Here is a 14484-nt window from a genome sequence, read left to right as displayed (position 1 = left end):
CAAATGGGGTCAGGTCTTGACATTAGACAAAAGCTGCGCTTTTCTGAAACCGATAACAGCGTTGGAAACATATACGGCATCGGCCTTGCGGAGATCGGCGGGTGTCATATTCTTTTCCCTGACTTTCCCGAGCGTTAGAAGGCTCTGCCTTATTGTGCCTTTCAGGAGCCCGCAGGAGACGGGAGGAGTGTATATCACTCCCCTCTTTTCGGCGTATATATTTGTGACGGCGCCCTGGGTGAGGAGGCCTTTTTCGTTGACAAAAACAGCGTCAAAAAAACCTTTTTCCCTCGACTTTTCAAGCTCCGCGTCAAAAAGAGCCCTCTGGCTTGTTTTGTGATAAAGAAATCTGTCCGATGAATCTACCGTTTTTGAAGAAAAAGCAAGTTTCAGCGCTCCGGCGGCCTCAACCGCTTTTGAGGAGCTCAGAGACAAATTCCCGTCAGCGGCAAGCAGCGCTCTTATTTTCCAGCGCCCGCGGGATAGCGTACGCGTTTTACGCGATAAAGCCGATCGGATTTTGCGCTCATCAAAACAAAAACCGAAGTAACCGGCGGAACTTCTCAAGCGGGATAAATGAGCTGGGAGATTTTTCAGCTCATCGTCAAAAAGCATCGTTTCTATGAGACAGAATTCCTTATGGCCATCGGTCAGAAACTTCGCTTTGAGGACACATTCGGCGTATTCTTCCCCTGGCTTGGAGTCGTAAACAATGCCGCTCCCGACGCCCATCTCACCCCTGGCGCCTCTCAGAAGAACGGTTCTGATCGGCACATTAAAATCCGCCCGGCCCCCGGGCGAAAGAAATCCCACGGCGCCCGTATAGACATTTCTTTTTTCCGCCTCAATGTCCCTTAAAATCTCCATGCTACGTATTTTGGGAGCGCCCGTCACCGAGCCCGAGGGGAAAATGTTCTTGATTATACCGTAAAAATCCACGCCGGACCGGATCCTGGCTTTTACGCTTGATGTCATTTGAAAAAGCGTGTCATATTTTTCCACCTTAAACATTTTTTCCGTCTTCACCGTGCCGGCACAGGCGATGCGTCCAAGATCATTTCTCAGAAGGTCGGTTATCATCAGATTCTCGCTCCTGTTCTTCTCATCGCGGAAAAGAAAATCCGCCTGAGAACTGTCTGACTCATTATCAACTCCCCTGCGCGCGGTGCCTTTCATGGGCTTCACCCTTATGCTCCTGCCATTTTTTGAGAAAAAAAGTTCCGGCGAAAGCGACAGTATTTTTATGCTCCCGAAATCAAGATGAGCGGCATAAGGCGCTCGCTGTTTTCTTTTCAGGTCCTCATAAAAATAGCTAGCGTCACCTTCAAAGGAAAATTTATATTTCAGCGTGTAATCCGCCTGGTAGATATCACCCGCACATATGTGTTTTTTAATTTTTTTTACCGACGATAGATAGTCGTCTTTTGAGATATTCAGCTTTAAATTTTTTATTCTGTAATTCCCTCCGGCCGAAGGGGACAAAACATCGCGGATCCGGGCTTTTTTATAAACGCCGAAAAGTGCGAGAGGAAAAGACGAAGACTTCATTTTTCCGAAACATTTTTCAAGAGCGTAACCGAGTTCATAGCTTATAAAACCCGCGACATAATATTTTTCCGCGAGCTTTTCGAGAAATTTAAAAAAATCTTCCGCTTTGGACGGGTCTTTCAGCTCAAGAACGCTTTCGGGATCCCTGAAATAATATGATTTCCCTTCTCCGCCACCGGGAAGCAGCGTCTCAAAGCGGCAGCTTATCATACATAGAGATTTTTCTCGGCTTCAACGCTTGTGAACGGCCCGTGACCGGGGAAAAGTTTTGTTGAAGGAGGGTAAACAAGGATCTTCTCGCGTATAGAGCTCATAAGAGTTTTGTGATCTCCCGTCGGAAGATCCGTTCTTCCGCAGCCGCGGGCGAAAACGCTATCCCCTGTAAACAGCCCCTCTTCAGTTTCAAGAGATATGCCGCAACTTGTGTGGCCGGGGGTAAAAATTATCTTCAGATCCATACCGCCTTCCGACAGCGTCTCGCCGTCGGGGAGCCATCCGCGAACCTCCGGGAATTCCAGGCCGGACATGCCGGCAAGATTCACCTCGGAGCGGTAGCACACATCTTTCGCCGCGCTGCCCATATATATCTTACATCCGGTTTTTTTGATCAGCTCCGGCGCGCCCGCCCAGTGATCCGCATGTGAATGCGTCAGTATTATGGATATTTTGTTTATTCTATGTTCATCCAGAATTCTGATTATTCTTTCCGCTTCCACGCCGGGATCTATCACAAAAGCCAGATCGCCCCTGTTAAGAATGTAGCAGTTTGACTGAAAACCTTCGGGTTCTACGTATATCAACGGTATATTTTGAGTTGCTGGCCGGGATAAATGAGATCGCCCCGGGCAATACGGTTCCATTCTTTGATTTTTCTGACGGACACCTTATACTTTCTGGCTATTGTAGAGAGGTTATCGCCGTGCCGCACCTTGTAAACAACGCTTTTGTGTTCTCTCGCGCTCAGTTCTTTTTTAGAAAGATATTTGTGCTTATCGTCCATCCGTGAGAATTTTTTAACAAAAGCCGCTGATTTGCCGACGGGCAATTTCAGGGAATAAGGAATCATGTCCGGCGGTGTGCACTGCCTTGAAAGCTCGGGATTAAGCGCGACGAGATCTTTCTGATCGCATCCGGCGCACTTCGCGGCGAGTTTCAGGTCCACGGGCCCGAAAACTTCAACCGTTTCATACTTGACTTTGTCGTCCGAATCATCGGAAAAGCCGAAAATCAGAGGGTCTTTCAATATCATCACAGCCGCAATGATCTTCGGCACATAATCTTCAGTTTCCTTCGGAAGATATAAATCCCAAAAATTGTTTGTGCCCTGTTTTTTTATCGCCGCGTTCACCCTGCCCTGGCCGCAATTATAAGCGGCGAGAGCCAGATACCAGTCACCGTACTTCTCGTGCAGCTCTTTCAGCATTTTGGCGGCGGCCTTCGTTGATTTCACGGGGTCGCGCCTCTCGTCATACCAGTGATTCCTCTCCAGTCCGAATATTTTTCCCGTGGGCTGTATGAACTGCCACAAACCTACGGCGTTGGCTTTTGAAACGGCAAAGGGATAAACGCCGCTTTCTATTATAGGCACGCCGGCAAGCTCTTCAGGCATGTTCTCGGATCTGAGTATTTCCCTGAACATGTGCACATAATTTCCGCTTCGCGCAAGCCATTTTTCAAAATAACCTTTCCCGCCGCCCGTGTAGTATACAATCCATTTCTCGACGCGGTCATTGAAAACAAGCGGAAAATCAGAATCCGGTTTCTCCGGGTAAAGTTTTTGGGCGGTCTTTAATCTCAACCGGCATATCGAATCCATCAGCTTGTCGTAATAGTCAAGTTCTTCCGATTTCAGCAAAGTCCTGTCTGCCGAAAGCAGCGCTTTAAGAGCGTAATCGCAGAGAGTGGCTGACTGTGAATAATCGGCGGAATTGTAGAATCTTTCGGCGGAATCGTGATAATGCGCCACGTAAATAATATCGAATTTCGCGCCGGAGTACCTGGCCGTGGAACAGGCCTGGAGCAAAACAAAACTGAGAAGGAGAATTCTAAGAATGGCAGCCACTATTTTCTCGACTGCTCTATTTCTCTGACCAGCGCCGGCAGCACCTGAAATAGATCGCCCACAATGCCGTAATCAGCCACCTGGAATATGGAGGCGTTGGGGTCTTTGTTGATCGCCACTATCACATCGGATGACTGCATTCCCACAAGATGCTGTATGGCTCCGGAAATGCCGCAGGCTATGTAAAGCTTCGGACAAACCGTGCGGCCGGTCTGGCCCACCTGATGGGAATAAGGTATCCAGCCCGCGTCAACGGCACCGCGCGATGCGCCCACTGCCCCGCCGAGCGTTTCGGCCAATGCCTCTATCGCCTTAAAACCTTCCTGAGAACCGAGCCCGCGTCCGCCTGACACTATTATATCCGCGTCGGCGATGTTAACATGCTGGGTCATATCTTTAACAAAATCCTTTATGCTCATATTCAGTTCTATACCGCCCGGCAGAGGGAAATCTATCACTTCTCCCTTTTTCTCAGCGTCGGCCGCCAAGGGCTTGAAAACTTTGTGCCTGACGGTGGCCATCTGAGGCCTTGTGTTTCCCGAGAGTATTTCCGCCATAATGTTTCCGCCGAAGGCGGGCCGGGTCTGCACGAGAAAACCGTTTGAATCTATATCCAGCCCCGTGCAGTCGGCGGTGAGGCCGCATTTCAAACGGCCTGAGATGCGCGAAGCTATGCCGCGGCCACAGGCGGTGGCGCCCAAAAGAACGATCTCCGGTTTGTGCTCTTTGATCATGGCCGCGATCGTTTCCACAAAGGCCGTGTCATAAAAATCCTTGAAGATGGGATCGTCGCAGGCGATCACCCTGTCGGCTCCGGCGCTTATGAGTTCCCGCGCTTTACCGGATATCCCCGCGCCCAAGAGAACACAGCCGAGATAAGTCTTTCTTTTTTCCGCGAGCTCCCTTCCCTTGCCCAGCAATTCAAAAGTAACGCCGTGGAAATTACCCTCGGACATTTCCGCTATCACCCACACCCCTTTATAGAGCGTCAGGTCTTCCGTAGGTTTTTTTTCTTCTTTTTTTATGCTTATGGCCTTAAAAGGACAGGCTTCCGCGCAGGCCCCGCAGAGCGTGCAGGCGGAAGATATAACGGCTATTCTTTTGAAACGGGGATGTTCTTTTTTCCTGTCCTCTATACTTATCGCGCCGAAAGGACAGCTCTTCTGGCAGATACCGCAGCCCGAACATTTTGATGAATCTACTCTTATTCCCATTATATAAGCTGGAGCCGCTTGAGCTCCTCCCTGAGTTCCTTTGCCTGATGCTCTAATTCGCCCGAAAGAATTCTGCCCGAGGTTTTCCGGGGCGGGGCGAAAATTTTTCTCACCCATGTGGGAGAACCGGGCTGGCCTATTCTGTCCATCTCACAGGCGATGTCAGCCGCTGTCCAGACGGGAATCTCCGTCTTTCTCGCCTTCATTTTGCCTCTCAGCGACGGCAGCCGCGGCGTGTTAATGTCTTTTACCACGGTTATGAGAACCGGCAGTTTGACCTCTATCACCTGAAAACCCGTCTCAAGCATTCTTTCCAGTGTCACAAGGCCGTCTTTGATCTCTCTTATCTTTTTCACATAGGTGACGCAGGGGATACCCAGCTCCTCGGCTATTCCGGGGCCGACCTGAGCCGTGTCGCCGTCTATCGCCTGATATCCGCAAAAGATCATATCATATTCGCCTATTTTTTTTATGGCCCGGGCAAGGGTGTAGGATGTGGCAAGCGTGTCGGAACCACCAAAATTTCTGTCTGAGAGCAGCACGGCTTCATCCACCCCCACCGCAATAGTTTCTTTCAGGGCCTCCGCCGCCTGCGGCGGCCCCATACTGACGGCGGTGACATTGCCGCCTGATTTTTCTCTCAGGGACACCGCTTCCTCAACGGCGTACAGATCAAAAGGGTTCACGACAGCTTCAACGCCTTCCCTGATAAGAGTGTTTGTGTCGGGGTTTATTTTGACATCCGTAGTGCCGGGCACCTGTTTGACGCAGACAATAAAATTCATAGCCGAATCGCCTTTAACAATATTCTTTCAGCAGAGCGTTCGCGATCTCATTCCTCTGTATCTGATTCGTACCCTCGTATATCTGGGTTATCTTGGCGTCGCGAAAGCGTCGCTCTGTGGGATAATCTTTCATGTAACCGTAACCGCCCATCACCTGTATGGCGTTTGTCGTCACTTCCATGGCCACATCCGAAGCGAAGAGTTTGCTCATAGACGCTTCTTTTTTGAAATTCTTGCTGCCGGCGTCTATCATCTTCGCCGTCTGATATATCAGTGCCCGCGCGGCTTCCGTCTTTGTCGCCATATCGGCGAGAAGATGCTGAACGGCCTGAATGGAAGATATGGGGGCTCCGAACTGTATTCTTTGCCTGGAATACTTTGCCGCGTCGTCAAGCGCGCCCTGAGCTATGCCCAGGGCCTGCGCCGCCACGCCGGGACGGGAATTGTCAAGAGTTTTTAGAGCTACTATAAAACCCATCCCTTCCCTTGCTATCAGATTTTCTTTGGGTATCCGGCAATCGCTGAAAATGATTTCTCTTGTTGAAGACGACCTTATACCGAGTTTTTTTTCTTTCTTGCCGAATGAAAAACCCGGGGTGCCCTTCTCAATGATAAAAGCCGAAGCTCCGCGGGATCCCTTGGATGGATCGGTTTTGGCTATCACCGTATAAAGATGCGCGTCACCGCCGTTTGTTATAAAACATTTGCTGCCGTTAAGAATGTAGGAATCTCCGTCTTTGACCGCCGTTGTTTTCATCGCTCCGGCGTCAGAACCCGCCCCGGCTTCCGTGAGGCCGAAGGCCGTGATCGTTTTGCCGGCAGCTATGCCCGGAAGGAATTTCTTTTTCTGTTCTTCGCTGCCCATAAGAAGAATGGGCAGAGTCCCAAGGCCCGTCGCGGCCAGCGCCAGGCCGATACCGGCGTCGTAACGGCAGAGCTCCTCGATGACCAGCACCTGCTCAAAAGCACCGAAACCGAGTCCGCCGTAGGCTTCGGGTATCGCCACGCCGCAAAGATCGGCTTTGGCGAACTCCTCGTAAACCTCAGTCGGGAAACGCTCGTTCTCATCGCATTCTTCCATTACCGGCACTATTTTTTCTTTGCCGATAAGGGCCGCTATTTCAATTATCTCTTTCTGTTCCTCAGTTAAAAAGTAATCCATTTATCCTCCGCTGCATATTTATGATATATTACGCATACCCCGCGAAAACGATGTTCCCCGGAAAATTTTGGTGGCGGGGCCAGGATTCGAACCTGGGACCTCAAGGTTATGAGCCTTGCGAGCTACCGGGCTGCTCCACCCCGCTTCAATGGGTTAGTATAAAAAAACACGGACGGAAAGTCAAGCATTCTCCCACGATGCGTTTTGTCTGATTTAGAGGAATCCTGCCTGCAGGCAGATTTAGAAACCCATGCCTATGGAAAATCTGTGTATGTTATCGAATTCAGAATTGGCCTGATAGCTGTAATCGATAAGAAGCAGACGTTCATGCGTGGAGCGCATGGCCGTCACACCGGACTCCCAGGCGGAGGTGTTGACCTTCATGCCGAAACCGGCGGTCACACCGCCGATCTCACCGAATTTCTGCCAGCCGCCACGAAGAAAATAATTTTCATTAAATTCCCATTCGGCCCCGAAATGCTGCCTGGTGTCATCATCATTGGGCATCTCGGCGTCACAATTAATAGAAACAATATCAGACGGTTTTATACAAATCCCCGCGCGGGCGCTTGAAGTGAGCTCTTTTTCAACGGTTCCTATCTCTATCTTTGTGCCCTTATTGACAACAGACGCGCCCAGGGAAATCTTTCTTGTTATATCCAGTATCACTCCGGCATCCGCCGCGAATGCCTTGGACGATTCAGCGGCGTATTTTTCATTTATTCCCTTGATCGCCGCGCCGAGCGACATCCTGCCGGCTCTCGCCGCGACGGCGAGAGAAAGATCAGTGCTGTTTCTTTTAAAATCGCCCATGGCATTGCCTGATCCATCATATGAAGTCAAACCGCTTATGTTGAAATATGAGAGATTCGCGGCCATTTTAACATTGCCGTTTCCGATCGGCATGGCCGTGAAAATATTGGTTTTGGACATGTCCTCAAACCAAGACACATAACCCGCCCTCGTGCTGCTGTCTTCTATTTTTGCGATGGAGGCGGGATTATAAAAAATCTCATCTGACATAAAAGCTACACCCGCTCCGCCCATGGCCTCGTTCCTCGGATTGAGAGCTATCTTAAGATACTGCGCGGATGTTTTGCCCGCGTCGGCGGCAAACATCAGGGATGCGGAAGACAGGCAAAACAAGGCCGCCAAGCTCTTTACGCCTTGCGCCATTTTTTGAGTTATCATTTGTATATCACCGCTTTTTTGACTGCCTCATAAGTTTTTCCATTTCCGACGGCCTTAATCCTGTAAATATAAACACCGGGAGCAAGGCCGAGAGAAAGATAATTCCATCTATAAGGGCTTGCCGTTGTAGCCGTCACGCGCTTAACCATTTCCCCGAAAATCGTATAAACTTCCAATGTTATCACCGATGTTCCTACTCCAAATATAGTGGGTGGCGAAGTATCATAATCAATATCTATGTATCCGCCTGTGGCCGGCTGAGGATAGGCCTTGACCACGGCCTTAAAGTTATCCCCCGCGGAAGCGGCCGCGGATATGGTGAACTTTGAGGTAAATGTCTGCTGGTTTCCGTAAATATCCGCCGCTATCACCGTTATCGTGTACGAACCCTCGCCCGTGATAGCCGTTGAAAGTGTCAGCGTAAAAGATGTGCTTGTGGCGGAACCGGCTATCGGCGACTGGGTTGCGTTGGCGTTTGCATGGGAGTAAACGACTGTGCCGGAAGTGACGGAGATCGTGGTCGCGGCCGCGTTCACGCCGGAAGCGTCGCTCAAAGCAACCGTTATCACCGAACACGAACCGACCGTTGTGCCCGATGACGGGGAAACAGACCCAAGCAGAGGAGCGTCTCCCTCCACTGCCGACGAGGAAGTCCTTTTGTCCACCGTGATGTATTCAAAAAACGGCTGATCATTTCCGGAAACGGATATCGCGGTGTTGCCCGATCCGTCGCGGGCGCAAACACCCACGGGGTATATGCCGTTCGCCACGGAAATGCCTGTGGGACCGGTGCCGTCCCAGGTCTCCGTGTTGGCCCCGTAGCCTCTGAAATAGGTAATAACCTGCACAATGTCGGCGCCCAGGCCGCTTGCAGGAATCAGACTGCCCGCGTAATATACATAAGAACTTCCGGAACCGTAAGATATGGTCCCGGTGGCGGAGGCAATTGCAAAATTTGCGCCCTCATCCAGTATGAGCACCGTCACCGCCGCGGAAGCGTTTATGTGATACCCGATTGACGAGGCTGTGTTTGACTGAGTAATGCCCGTGACCGTCAAATCCTTAACACGCAGTATGTCAACAGGAATAACCCCCACATAGGCGCCCCTCTTCCTGTATAATCCGTTACCGCCGAAATCGTAATATCTTGCCGATATTCCCACATCGGCGGCGTCCGGCGGTTCAAAGGGGTCAAAAATCTCAAACATCACATAATAAATGCCGTTAGCGACCAGAACGCCTGATGAGTTGGTGCAGTCCCATTCCTCATAATTCGTTCCCTGAGGACGCGGCGCGCTGTAAACGCCGTCGTAATTTATAATTTCCTTTACGCACCATGTTGATGCCGGGCGTTCATAAAAACCTTCCGAATCCTTTGTGAATTTTGTTCCCGGCTTGTAAATCCTTATATCGGGATAACAGGTCTCCTGAAGGCTGTAAGTGAATTTCCACTGGGCGCCGATACCGTCCGAACCTCCGGCGGCGTCCGTTATCTCGACAACATTGTTGTTGCTGCCGTCGCTTATAAAATAACTTCTGACAGGACCGTATGTGGGAAAAGCCGCGGATGATGACCACGCGTCAGCGACAGAATCATAATTCCACTGGACAACATTTCTCAATTCATAGCTGTATGTGCCGTAACCCACATAATCCGTTAACGTGCCATCTATAACGCCGGAGGCCAGAAGAGTCCAGCCGTCCACACCGACAGAGGAACCGAATGTCCTATAAACATCCACTTCATGCCACTTATAAGAACCCACAGGAAGAGTGACCTGCGGCAAAGTCCATGAAAGAGTATTGCTCTGTTCGCCGGCATCCCAGACAATCGCTAATTCCCCCGCCGAAAAAAGAAATGACGGCGCAAGAAAGATCATTCCCGCGAAAAACTTTTTAATCATAGCGCATTTTCGCAAATTCACATCCGTTTTGTCAATTGTTTGCATGGTCAGACATTGCTTATTTCGGTCTTTTCTTTTTTCTCGTTCCAGCGCGCGGGGCCTAAGGGAAGAGACATTTGAGCTTCCGCTATATCCGAGCCGTCGGCGGATTCGGCTTTGATCACCGCCTGCACCCTCCGGCTGTATTTGGCCGGAACAAAGACCTGCCACAAAAGAAACTTCACCGGGATATCCTGAAGGACCTTATTCATCTCCTCGCCGAGAATGGTGTCGCTGCCGGAATCATAAAGGCTGATGGATTTCAGGTTATCCTCTTTTTTAAGGATAAGCTTGTCGTTGAATCTCACAAAAACATTCTGCAGCCTGATATCGAGCGTGTCTATGTTCACCGAAATAGGGCATTTGATCTTATAATTCTGACGGAAATTATTGATTATTTTCTCTTCTGTCAGAAGTTCTTCCTTTCTGACAAATGTAAAATAGGATTTCTGGCCCGAGAGCACGAGCTTGTCGGGCGTGTCCCTCATAACGGCTATCTTCTCCCACTGTTTTCCGAGTTCTTTCTTCTGGCCCGTCTCTGTTCTCGCCCAGAGAGTGAGCATGGAGGTCAGCGCGAAATCGTCAACAAAAAAATACTTTTTGATATTCTCGTAAGGATTGCCTATTTTCATAACCTTGACGATCCCGGGCAGAAGCCTGCCGAGGGCGCTTTCAAAGAGCTCTTTCTTCTCGTTGAAATAAATGTGGCAGAACATGGACATCCTCGTGTTAAGAAAACTTTTCAAAGCCGGCAGCGCGTCTTTGTCCATGGAAAAACCGGAAGTTGTGACAGCCGTGCTTCCCAGCAGCCGTTTTATGTCAATATCCCCGAATTCCTTAGTGCCGCAGTAATATTTGTCCCTCAGAAGAAAATCAATGATATCAACGCTGTAAATGCCCATCATTATCTTGCAGAATATCTGCTCCCACAGTTCGTAGCCTGAAAAATCCGAAGGCGTTTTTATAAACTTTATGACATCGTCAGCTTTTATTTTATGGGTGAAATAACCGTGCGGCGAAAAATCTATTTTTTCTATGATATGCGAAAGATTCTCCCTTATCACTTTAGCGGATATATCCTCGTGCGTCTTACCGTATAATTTCCATGTGTAAACCTCGTCCATCAGATGCCCGAACGGGCCGTGGCCCACATCGTGCAGGAGGCCGGCCAGGCGGAAAAGCTCTTCAACATAATTTTTTTCCGGAGGTATGTACTCGTTAGGGAAAGCTTTCTTAAAACTGTCATAGAGCCTGTAAGCCATATTCCCCGCCAGATGCATCGTGCCCAGAGAATGCTGGAATCTTGTGTGTGTGGCGCAAGGATAGACCATCCATGCGGCCTGGAGCTGATTGATCCTTCTCAATCTCTGCAGCCAGGGAGAATCCACGACGGCCTGCTCTGATATTTCGCCGGATTTCTGCGGCACTGTGAAATAGATGTAATCGTGTATCACATCTCTGAGGCAGGCTGTCTTGATATCGTTCATAGCGGATTCATTATATATAAATGACCAGCACGGAGCAAGAATATATTTTTGCCGGGTTTTATATTATTGTAAGAATATCGCCGGAGCGCGCCGCGCTCATAGCGCCGGGCGCGGTTTCAAGAACGGCATCTGTGCCCCGGGGGGCTAATGCCATGCGCCAGGGCTTTACATTTCGCGCCGTGCTCGCGATCTCGTACGAGCCATTACGATCTTTAAGAAAAAAAACATCTATGGGGAACTTCATGAAAAACATGTGTATGGATTCGCAGGGAACCAGAAGAAGGCCGTAATCTTTTTCTATCAGGGTTCTTCCCAGCAGGCCCTTGAGGCGGGCCCGGAATGTATCGGCTATTTCAACTTTGTTTAAAAGACATTCGCCGTCCTTATTATAAAGACGGGCGGACTTCAGCGCTTCATTCATCCGCCAGCTTCAGGCCGAGTTCACGCAGCTGACGCTCCGAGACAACATCAGGCGCATGGGTCAGCGGGCAGAAAGCGTTCTGAGTTTTCGGAAAAGCGATAACGTCTCTTATTGAATCCAGGCCGAGGAGTTTCACCGCCAGCCTTTCCATACCGAGGGCAAAACCGCCGTGCGGAGGACATCCGTAAGAAAGAGCGTCAAGAAGAAAGCCGAATTTTTCGCGGTATTCTGCCTCGCTTATTCCCATGATCTCAAAAACTTTTATCTGCTCTTTGGCTTTGTGAATCCTGACCGAACCGCCGCCGACCTCTTCGCCGTTGATAACAAGGTCGTAAGAATGGGATTTAAGGGATCGCGGGTCATCGGCGAATATATCCCCTATCGGGGCCGTGAAAGGATGATGCACCGCCTGGAGCCGGCCCTGGGCGTTTTTCTCAAAAAGCGGGGCCTCCACTACCCAGACAGGAAAAAATCCTTCTTTTTTCATACCCCTTCTGAGCGCGAAAATCTTTCTCAATTCTCCCATGAGGCAAAAAGAATCCCCCGTGCTTCCGGCGAATATCACCCCGTCACCGGGAAATTTTCTCCTCAGGGCGTTTTTTTCCTCGTCACTAAAGATTTTGACCACGGGGCTTTTGAGTTCATCGCCGCTTTTCTTTATCCAGACAAGCCCTCCGGCACCAAGCTTTTTGGCATCTTCCACAGCGTCATCCAGCTCCTTCCTCGAAAAATCCCCCGCGCACAGAAACGCCGCTATTTTATTGCCCTTCTCTACGGACGAGCTGAAAACCTTGAATTCGCTCTTCCTGAAGATCTCTGTTATATCCGAAAGCAGCCCTATGTTCAGGCTCAGGTCGGGCTTGTCAGAACCGTATGAGGCCATGGCCTCTTCAAATTTCATAAAAAGGGCTTGCGGCAGTTTGTGATCAAAGGCCGCGAATATCTTCTCAACGAGATCCCACACGGTTTCCATTATATCGGAAGAAGACGCGAAAGACATCTCCATGTCTATCTGCGTGAATTCCGGCTGGCGGTCCGCTCTCAGATCCTCGTCCCTGAAACACCTTGTTATCTGATAATAACGCTCCACGCCCGAGGCCATGAGCACCTGTTTAAAAAGCTGCGGCGACTGCGGGAGGGCGAAAAATGAACCGGCCTTTGTGCGCGCGGGGACAAGGTAATCCCGGGCGCCTTCCGGCGTTGATTTAGTCAGCATCGGTGTGGGCACATCCCAGAAACCGAGCTGCGCGAAATATTCCCTCGTTATCCTCATTATCCTGTCAACGGCCTCGAGGTTCCTCATCATATCAGTGCCCCTCAGATCCAGAAACCTGTATTTCAAAGCCGCCTCATCACCCACTTTCTCTCCGGGATAAAAAGGCAGAGGGAGAGCTTCGTTGAGGATCTCAAAAGACACCACTTTCAGCTCCACTTCTCCGGGGGGAATTTTTTTATTCACGGCATCTTCCGGCCTTTTGGAGACTGTTCCTTTCACCCTCACCACGAATTCGGCGCGGAGAGCAGCCACGGCACCGCTGTAATCCCCGCCTTTGTTGGAAGCGTCGAACACAAGCTGTATTTTGCCCGAGCGGTTTCTCAGATCGGCGAACATGACACCGCCGTGGTCCCGGATGGAATCTATCCAGCCTGAAAGTTCAATATCCCTGTTCTCATATCCGGCGTTGATGGAATTGACTGACAGCGCTTTCATGTTTTAAAAAAAACGGAACGCCACGATCTGCATTATGATGTTCGCGAATATTCCCGCGACAACATCGTCGCCCATGATCCCCCATCCGCCCGAAAACTTCTCGGCGAACCTCACCGGTCCGGGCTTGAGGCCGTCAAAAATGCGGAACAGTATAAAAGCCGAAAAGATCATCCAGAAAGTTTTGGGAAGAAACGCCGCCGCGATGAGGAAACCCATTATCTCGTCTATAACTATGCGCGGACAGTCTTTCTGCGCGAATATTTCCTCGGCTTTGCCCGACACATAAACGCCCAGCGTCAGGCCTAAGATCAAAAGCAGCCAGAACCCGTTCGGATAGAGCCTTGAATCAGGCCATAATACAAAAATAACAACGCCCACGAGCGTGCCTATAGTCCCTTCCCCGGGATGCGGCGCGAAACGAGAAACCCCGAAACCCGTAGCCAGAAATTTTATCACTTTATTCATAATCCCTCTCCGCTTATTCAAATGGCGTCTCCGAACAGATAAAAATATTTTTTGATATACCTGACGCCGCTGTAGATTGTGGATGCCACGGCAAAGAGCATCAGATACATGGGAAGCTCATAAACAAAATCAAGCCATCCGTAATAAAAATTCCATTTGCCAGTGGCGCTCCGGAGCAGTATTATCAGAAGCGTCGTTATTACAGCCGTCAGCTGTACCGTCGTCTTCACCTTGCCTGAAATCAGCGCGGGAATGGATATTTTCCGCCGCGCAGCCAGCACCCTGAGCCCGGATATTATGAATTCCCTGGATATGATCGTCACGACCATCCACCAGTGCACATGTAGCCATGCAACAGTCGTAAAATACACCAGCGCCGAGGTCACAAGAAGTTTATCGGCAAGGGGGTCCATGAATTCGCCGAGAACCGTCACCTCTTTTCTGCGGCGGGCCACTATTCCGTCCACGCAATCCGTGGAGGCCAGAAAAATGAAT

13 protein-coding genes and 1 tRNA gene are annotated in these 14484 nt (G+C 50.1%); all 14 read right to left on the bottom strand.

All coding sequences use genetic code 11. The annotated features are described in order from the left end of the window. Positions 1–9: 9 nt before the first annotated feature. The gene (pabB, locus tag FP827_08245; GenBank protein ID MBA3053052.1) at positions 10–1758 is read right to left on the bottom strand and encodes an aminodeoxychorismate synthase component I; all 1749 of its coding nucleotides are present in this window, start codon (positions 1756–1758) and stop codon (positions 10–12) included. Beyond that, positions 1755–2408, bottom strand: coding sequence for an MBL fold metallo-hydrolase (locus FP827_08240; GenBank protein ID MBA3053051.1), 654 nt, complete (start codon positions 2406–2408; stop codon positions 1755–1757). The genes pabB and FP827_08240 overlap by 4 nt, the downstream gene beginning before the upstream one ends. Next, positions 2345–3610, bottom strand: coding sequence for a LysM peptidoglycan-binding domain-containing protein (locus tag FP827_08235; GenBank protein MBA3053050.1), 1266 nt, complete (start codon positions 3608–3610; stop codon positions 2345–2347). The genes FP827_08240 and FP827_08235 overlap by 64 nt, the downstream gene beginning before the upstream one ends. Further along, positions 3610–4824: an electron transfer flavoprotein subunit alpha gene (locus FP827_08230; GenBank protein ID MBA3053049.1), complete on the bottom strand. Its 1215-nt coding sequence runs from the start codon at positions 4822–4824 to the stop codon at positions 3610–3612. Before FP827_08230 ends, FP827_08235 begins: the two co-directional genes overlap by 1 nt. Next, positions 4824–5609 carry an electron transfer flavoprotein subunit beta/FixA family protein gene (locus tag FP827_08225; protein MBA3053048.1) on the bottom strand — a complete coding sequence of 262 codons (786 nt, stop codon included), beginning with the start codon at positions 5607–5609 and terminating at the stop codon, positions 4824–4826. Before FP827_08225 ends, FP827_08230 begins: the two co-directional genes overlap by 1 nt. A 13-nt stretch (positions 5610–5622) precedes the next feature. Next, positions 5623–6771, bottom strand: a complete 1149-nt coding sequence (locus FP827_08220) for an acyl-CoA dehydrogenase (GenBank protein ID MBA3053047.1) — start codon at positions 6769–6771, stop codon at positions 5623–5625. A gap of 68 nt (positions 6772–6839) precedes the next feature. Further along, positions 6840–6916, bottom strand: a tRNA-Met gene (locus FP827_08215). A gap of 95 nt (positions 6917–7011) precedes the next feature. After that, positions 7012–7962 (bottom strand): PorV/PorQ family protein, encoded by a 951-nt coding sequence (locus tag FP827_08210; GenBank protein MBA3053046.1) that lies wholly within the window; start codon positions 7960–7962, stop codon positions 7012–7014. Continuing rightward, complete coding sequence (locus FP827_08205; protein MBA3053045.1) at positions 7959–9866, bottom strand: hypothetical protein; 1908 nt, start codon at positions 9864–9866, stop codon at positions 7959–7961. The genes FP827_08210 and FP827_08205 overlap by 4 nt, the downstream gene beginning before the upstream one ends. Before the next feature lie 47 nt (positions 9867–9913). Continuing rightward, positions 9914–11392 carry an HD domain-containing protein gene (locus FP827_08200; protein ID MBA3053044.1) on the bottom strand — a complete coding sequence of 493 codons (1479 nt, stop codon included), beginning with the start codon at positions 11390–11392 and terminating at the stop codon, positions 9914–9916. 58 nt (positions 11393–11450) lie between these two features. After that, positions 11451–11813, bottom strand: coding sequence for a DUF192 domain-containing protein (locus tag FP827_08195; protein MBA3053043.1), 363 nt, complete (start codon positions 11811–11813; stop codon positions 11451–11453). Next, on the bottom strand, positions 11806–13524 hold the full coding sequence (gene aspS, locus FP827_08190; GenBank protein ID MBA3053042.1) for an aspartate--tRNA ligase: 1719 nt from the start codon (positions 13522–13524) through the stop codon (positions 11806–11808). The genes FP827_08195 and aspS overlap by 8 nt, the downstream gene beginning before the upstream one ends. A 3-nt stretch (positions 13525–13527) precedes the next feature. Next, positions 13528–13992 carry a phosphatidylglycerophosphatase A gene (locus tag FP827_08185; protein ID MBA3053041.1) on the bottom strand — a complete coding sequence of 155 codons (465 nt, stop codon included), beginning with the start codon at positions 13990–13992 and terminating at the stop codon, positions 13528–13530. Between the two features lie 14 nt (positions 13993–14006). Beyond that, a partial coding sequence (locus FP827_08180) for a CDP-diacylglycerol--glycerol-3-phosphate 3-phosphatidyltransferase (GenBank protein ID MBA3053040.1) occupies positions 14007–14484 on the bottom strand: 478 nt, incomplete at its 5' end.

The organism is Candidatus Omnitrophota bacterium (genome assembly GCA_013791745.1).
In the GTDB taxonomy this organism is placed as follows: Bacteria; CG03; CG03; order CG03; family CG03; genus CG03.
Note: the sequence above shows the minus strand (reverse complement) of the source record. Positions and strands in the feature narration are given on the sequence as shown.

What these genes read in the sequence shown, in the direction of transcription:
- pabB (MBA3053052.1), bottom strand. Translation starts at nt 1,758, where the DNA reads ATGATAAGCTGCCGCTTTGAGACGCTGCTTCCCGGTGGCGGAGAAGGG.
- FP827_08240 (MBA3053051.1), bottom strand. Translation starts at nt 2,408, where the DNA reads ATGGAACCGTATTGCCCGGGGCGATCTCATTTATCCCGGCCAGCAACT.
- FP827_08230 (MBA3053049.1), bottom strand. Translation starts at nt 4,824, where the DNA reads ATGGGAATAAGAGTAGATTCATCAAAATGTTCGGGCTGCGGTATCTGC.
- FP827_08225 (MBA3053048.1), bottom strand. Translation starts at nt 5,609, where the DNA reads ATGAATTTTATTGTCTGCGTCAAACAGGTGCCCGGCACTACGGATGTC.
- FP827_08220 (MBA3053047.1), bottom strand. Translation starts at nt 6,771, where the DNA reads ATGGATTACTTTTTAACTGAGGAACAGAAAGAGATAATTGAAATAGCG.
- FP827_08210 (MBA3053046.1), bottom strand. Translation starts at nt 7,962, where the DNA reads ATGATAACTCAAAAAATGGCGCAAGGCGTAAAGAGCTTGGCGGCCTTG.
- FP827_08205 (MBA3053045.1), bottom strand. Translation starts at nt 9,866, where the DNA reads ATGATTAAAAAGTTTTTCGCGGGAATGATCTTTCTTGCGCCGTCATTT.
- FP827_08200 (MBA3053044.1), bottom strand. Translation starts at nt 11,392, where the DNA reads ATGAACGATATCAAGACAGCCTGCCTCAGAGATGTGATACACGATTAC.
- FP827_08195 (MBA3053043.1), bottom strand. Translation starts at nt 11,813, where the DNA reads ATGAATGAAGCGCTGAAGTCCGCCCGTCTTTATAATAAGGACGGCGAA.
- aspS (MBA3053042.1), bottom strand. Translation starts at nt 13,524, where the DNA reads ATGAAAGCGCTGTCAGTCAATTCCATCAACGCCGGATATGAGAACAGG.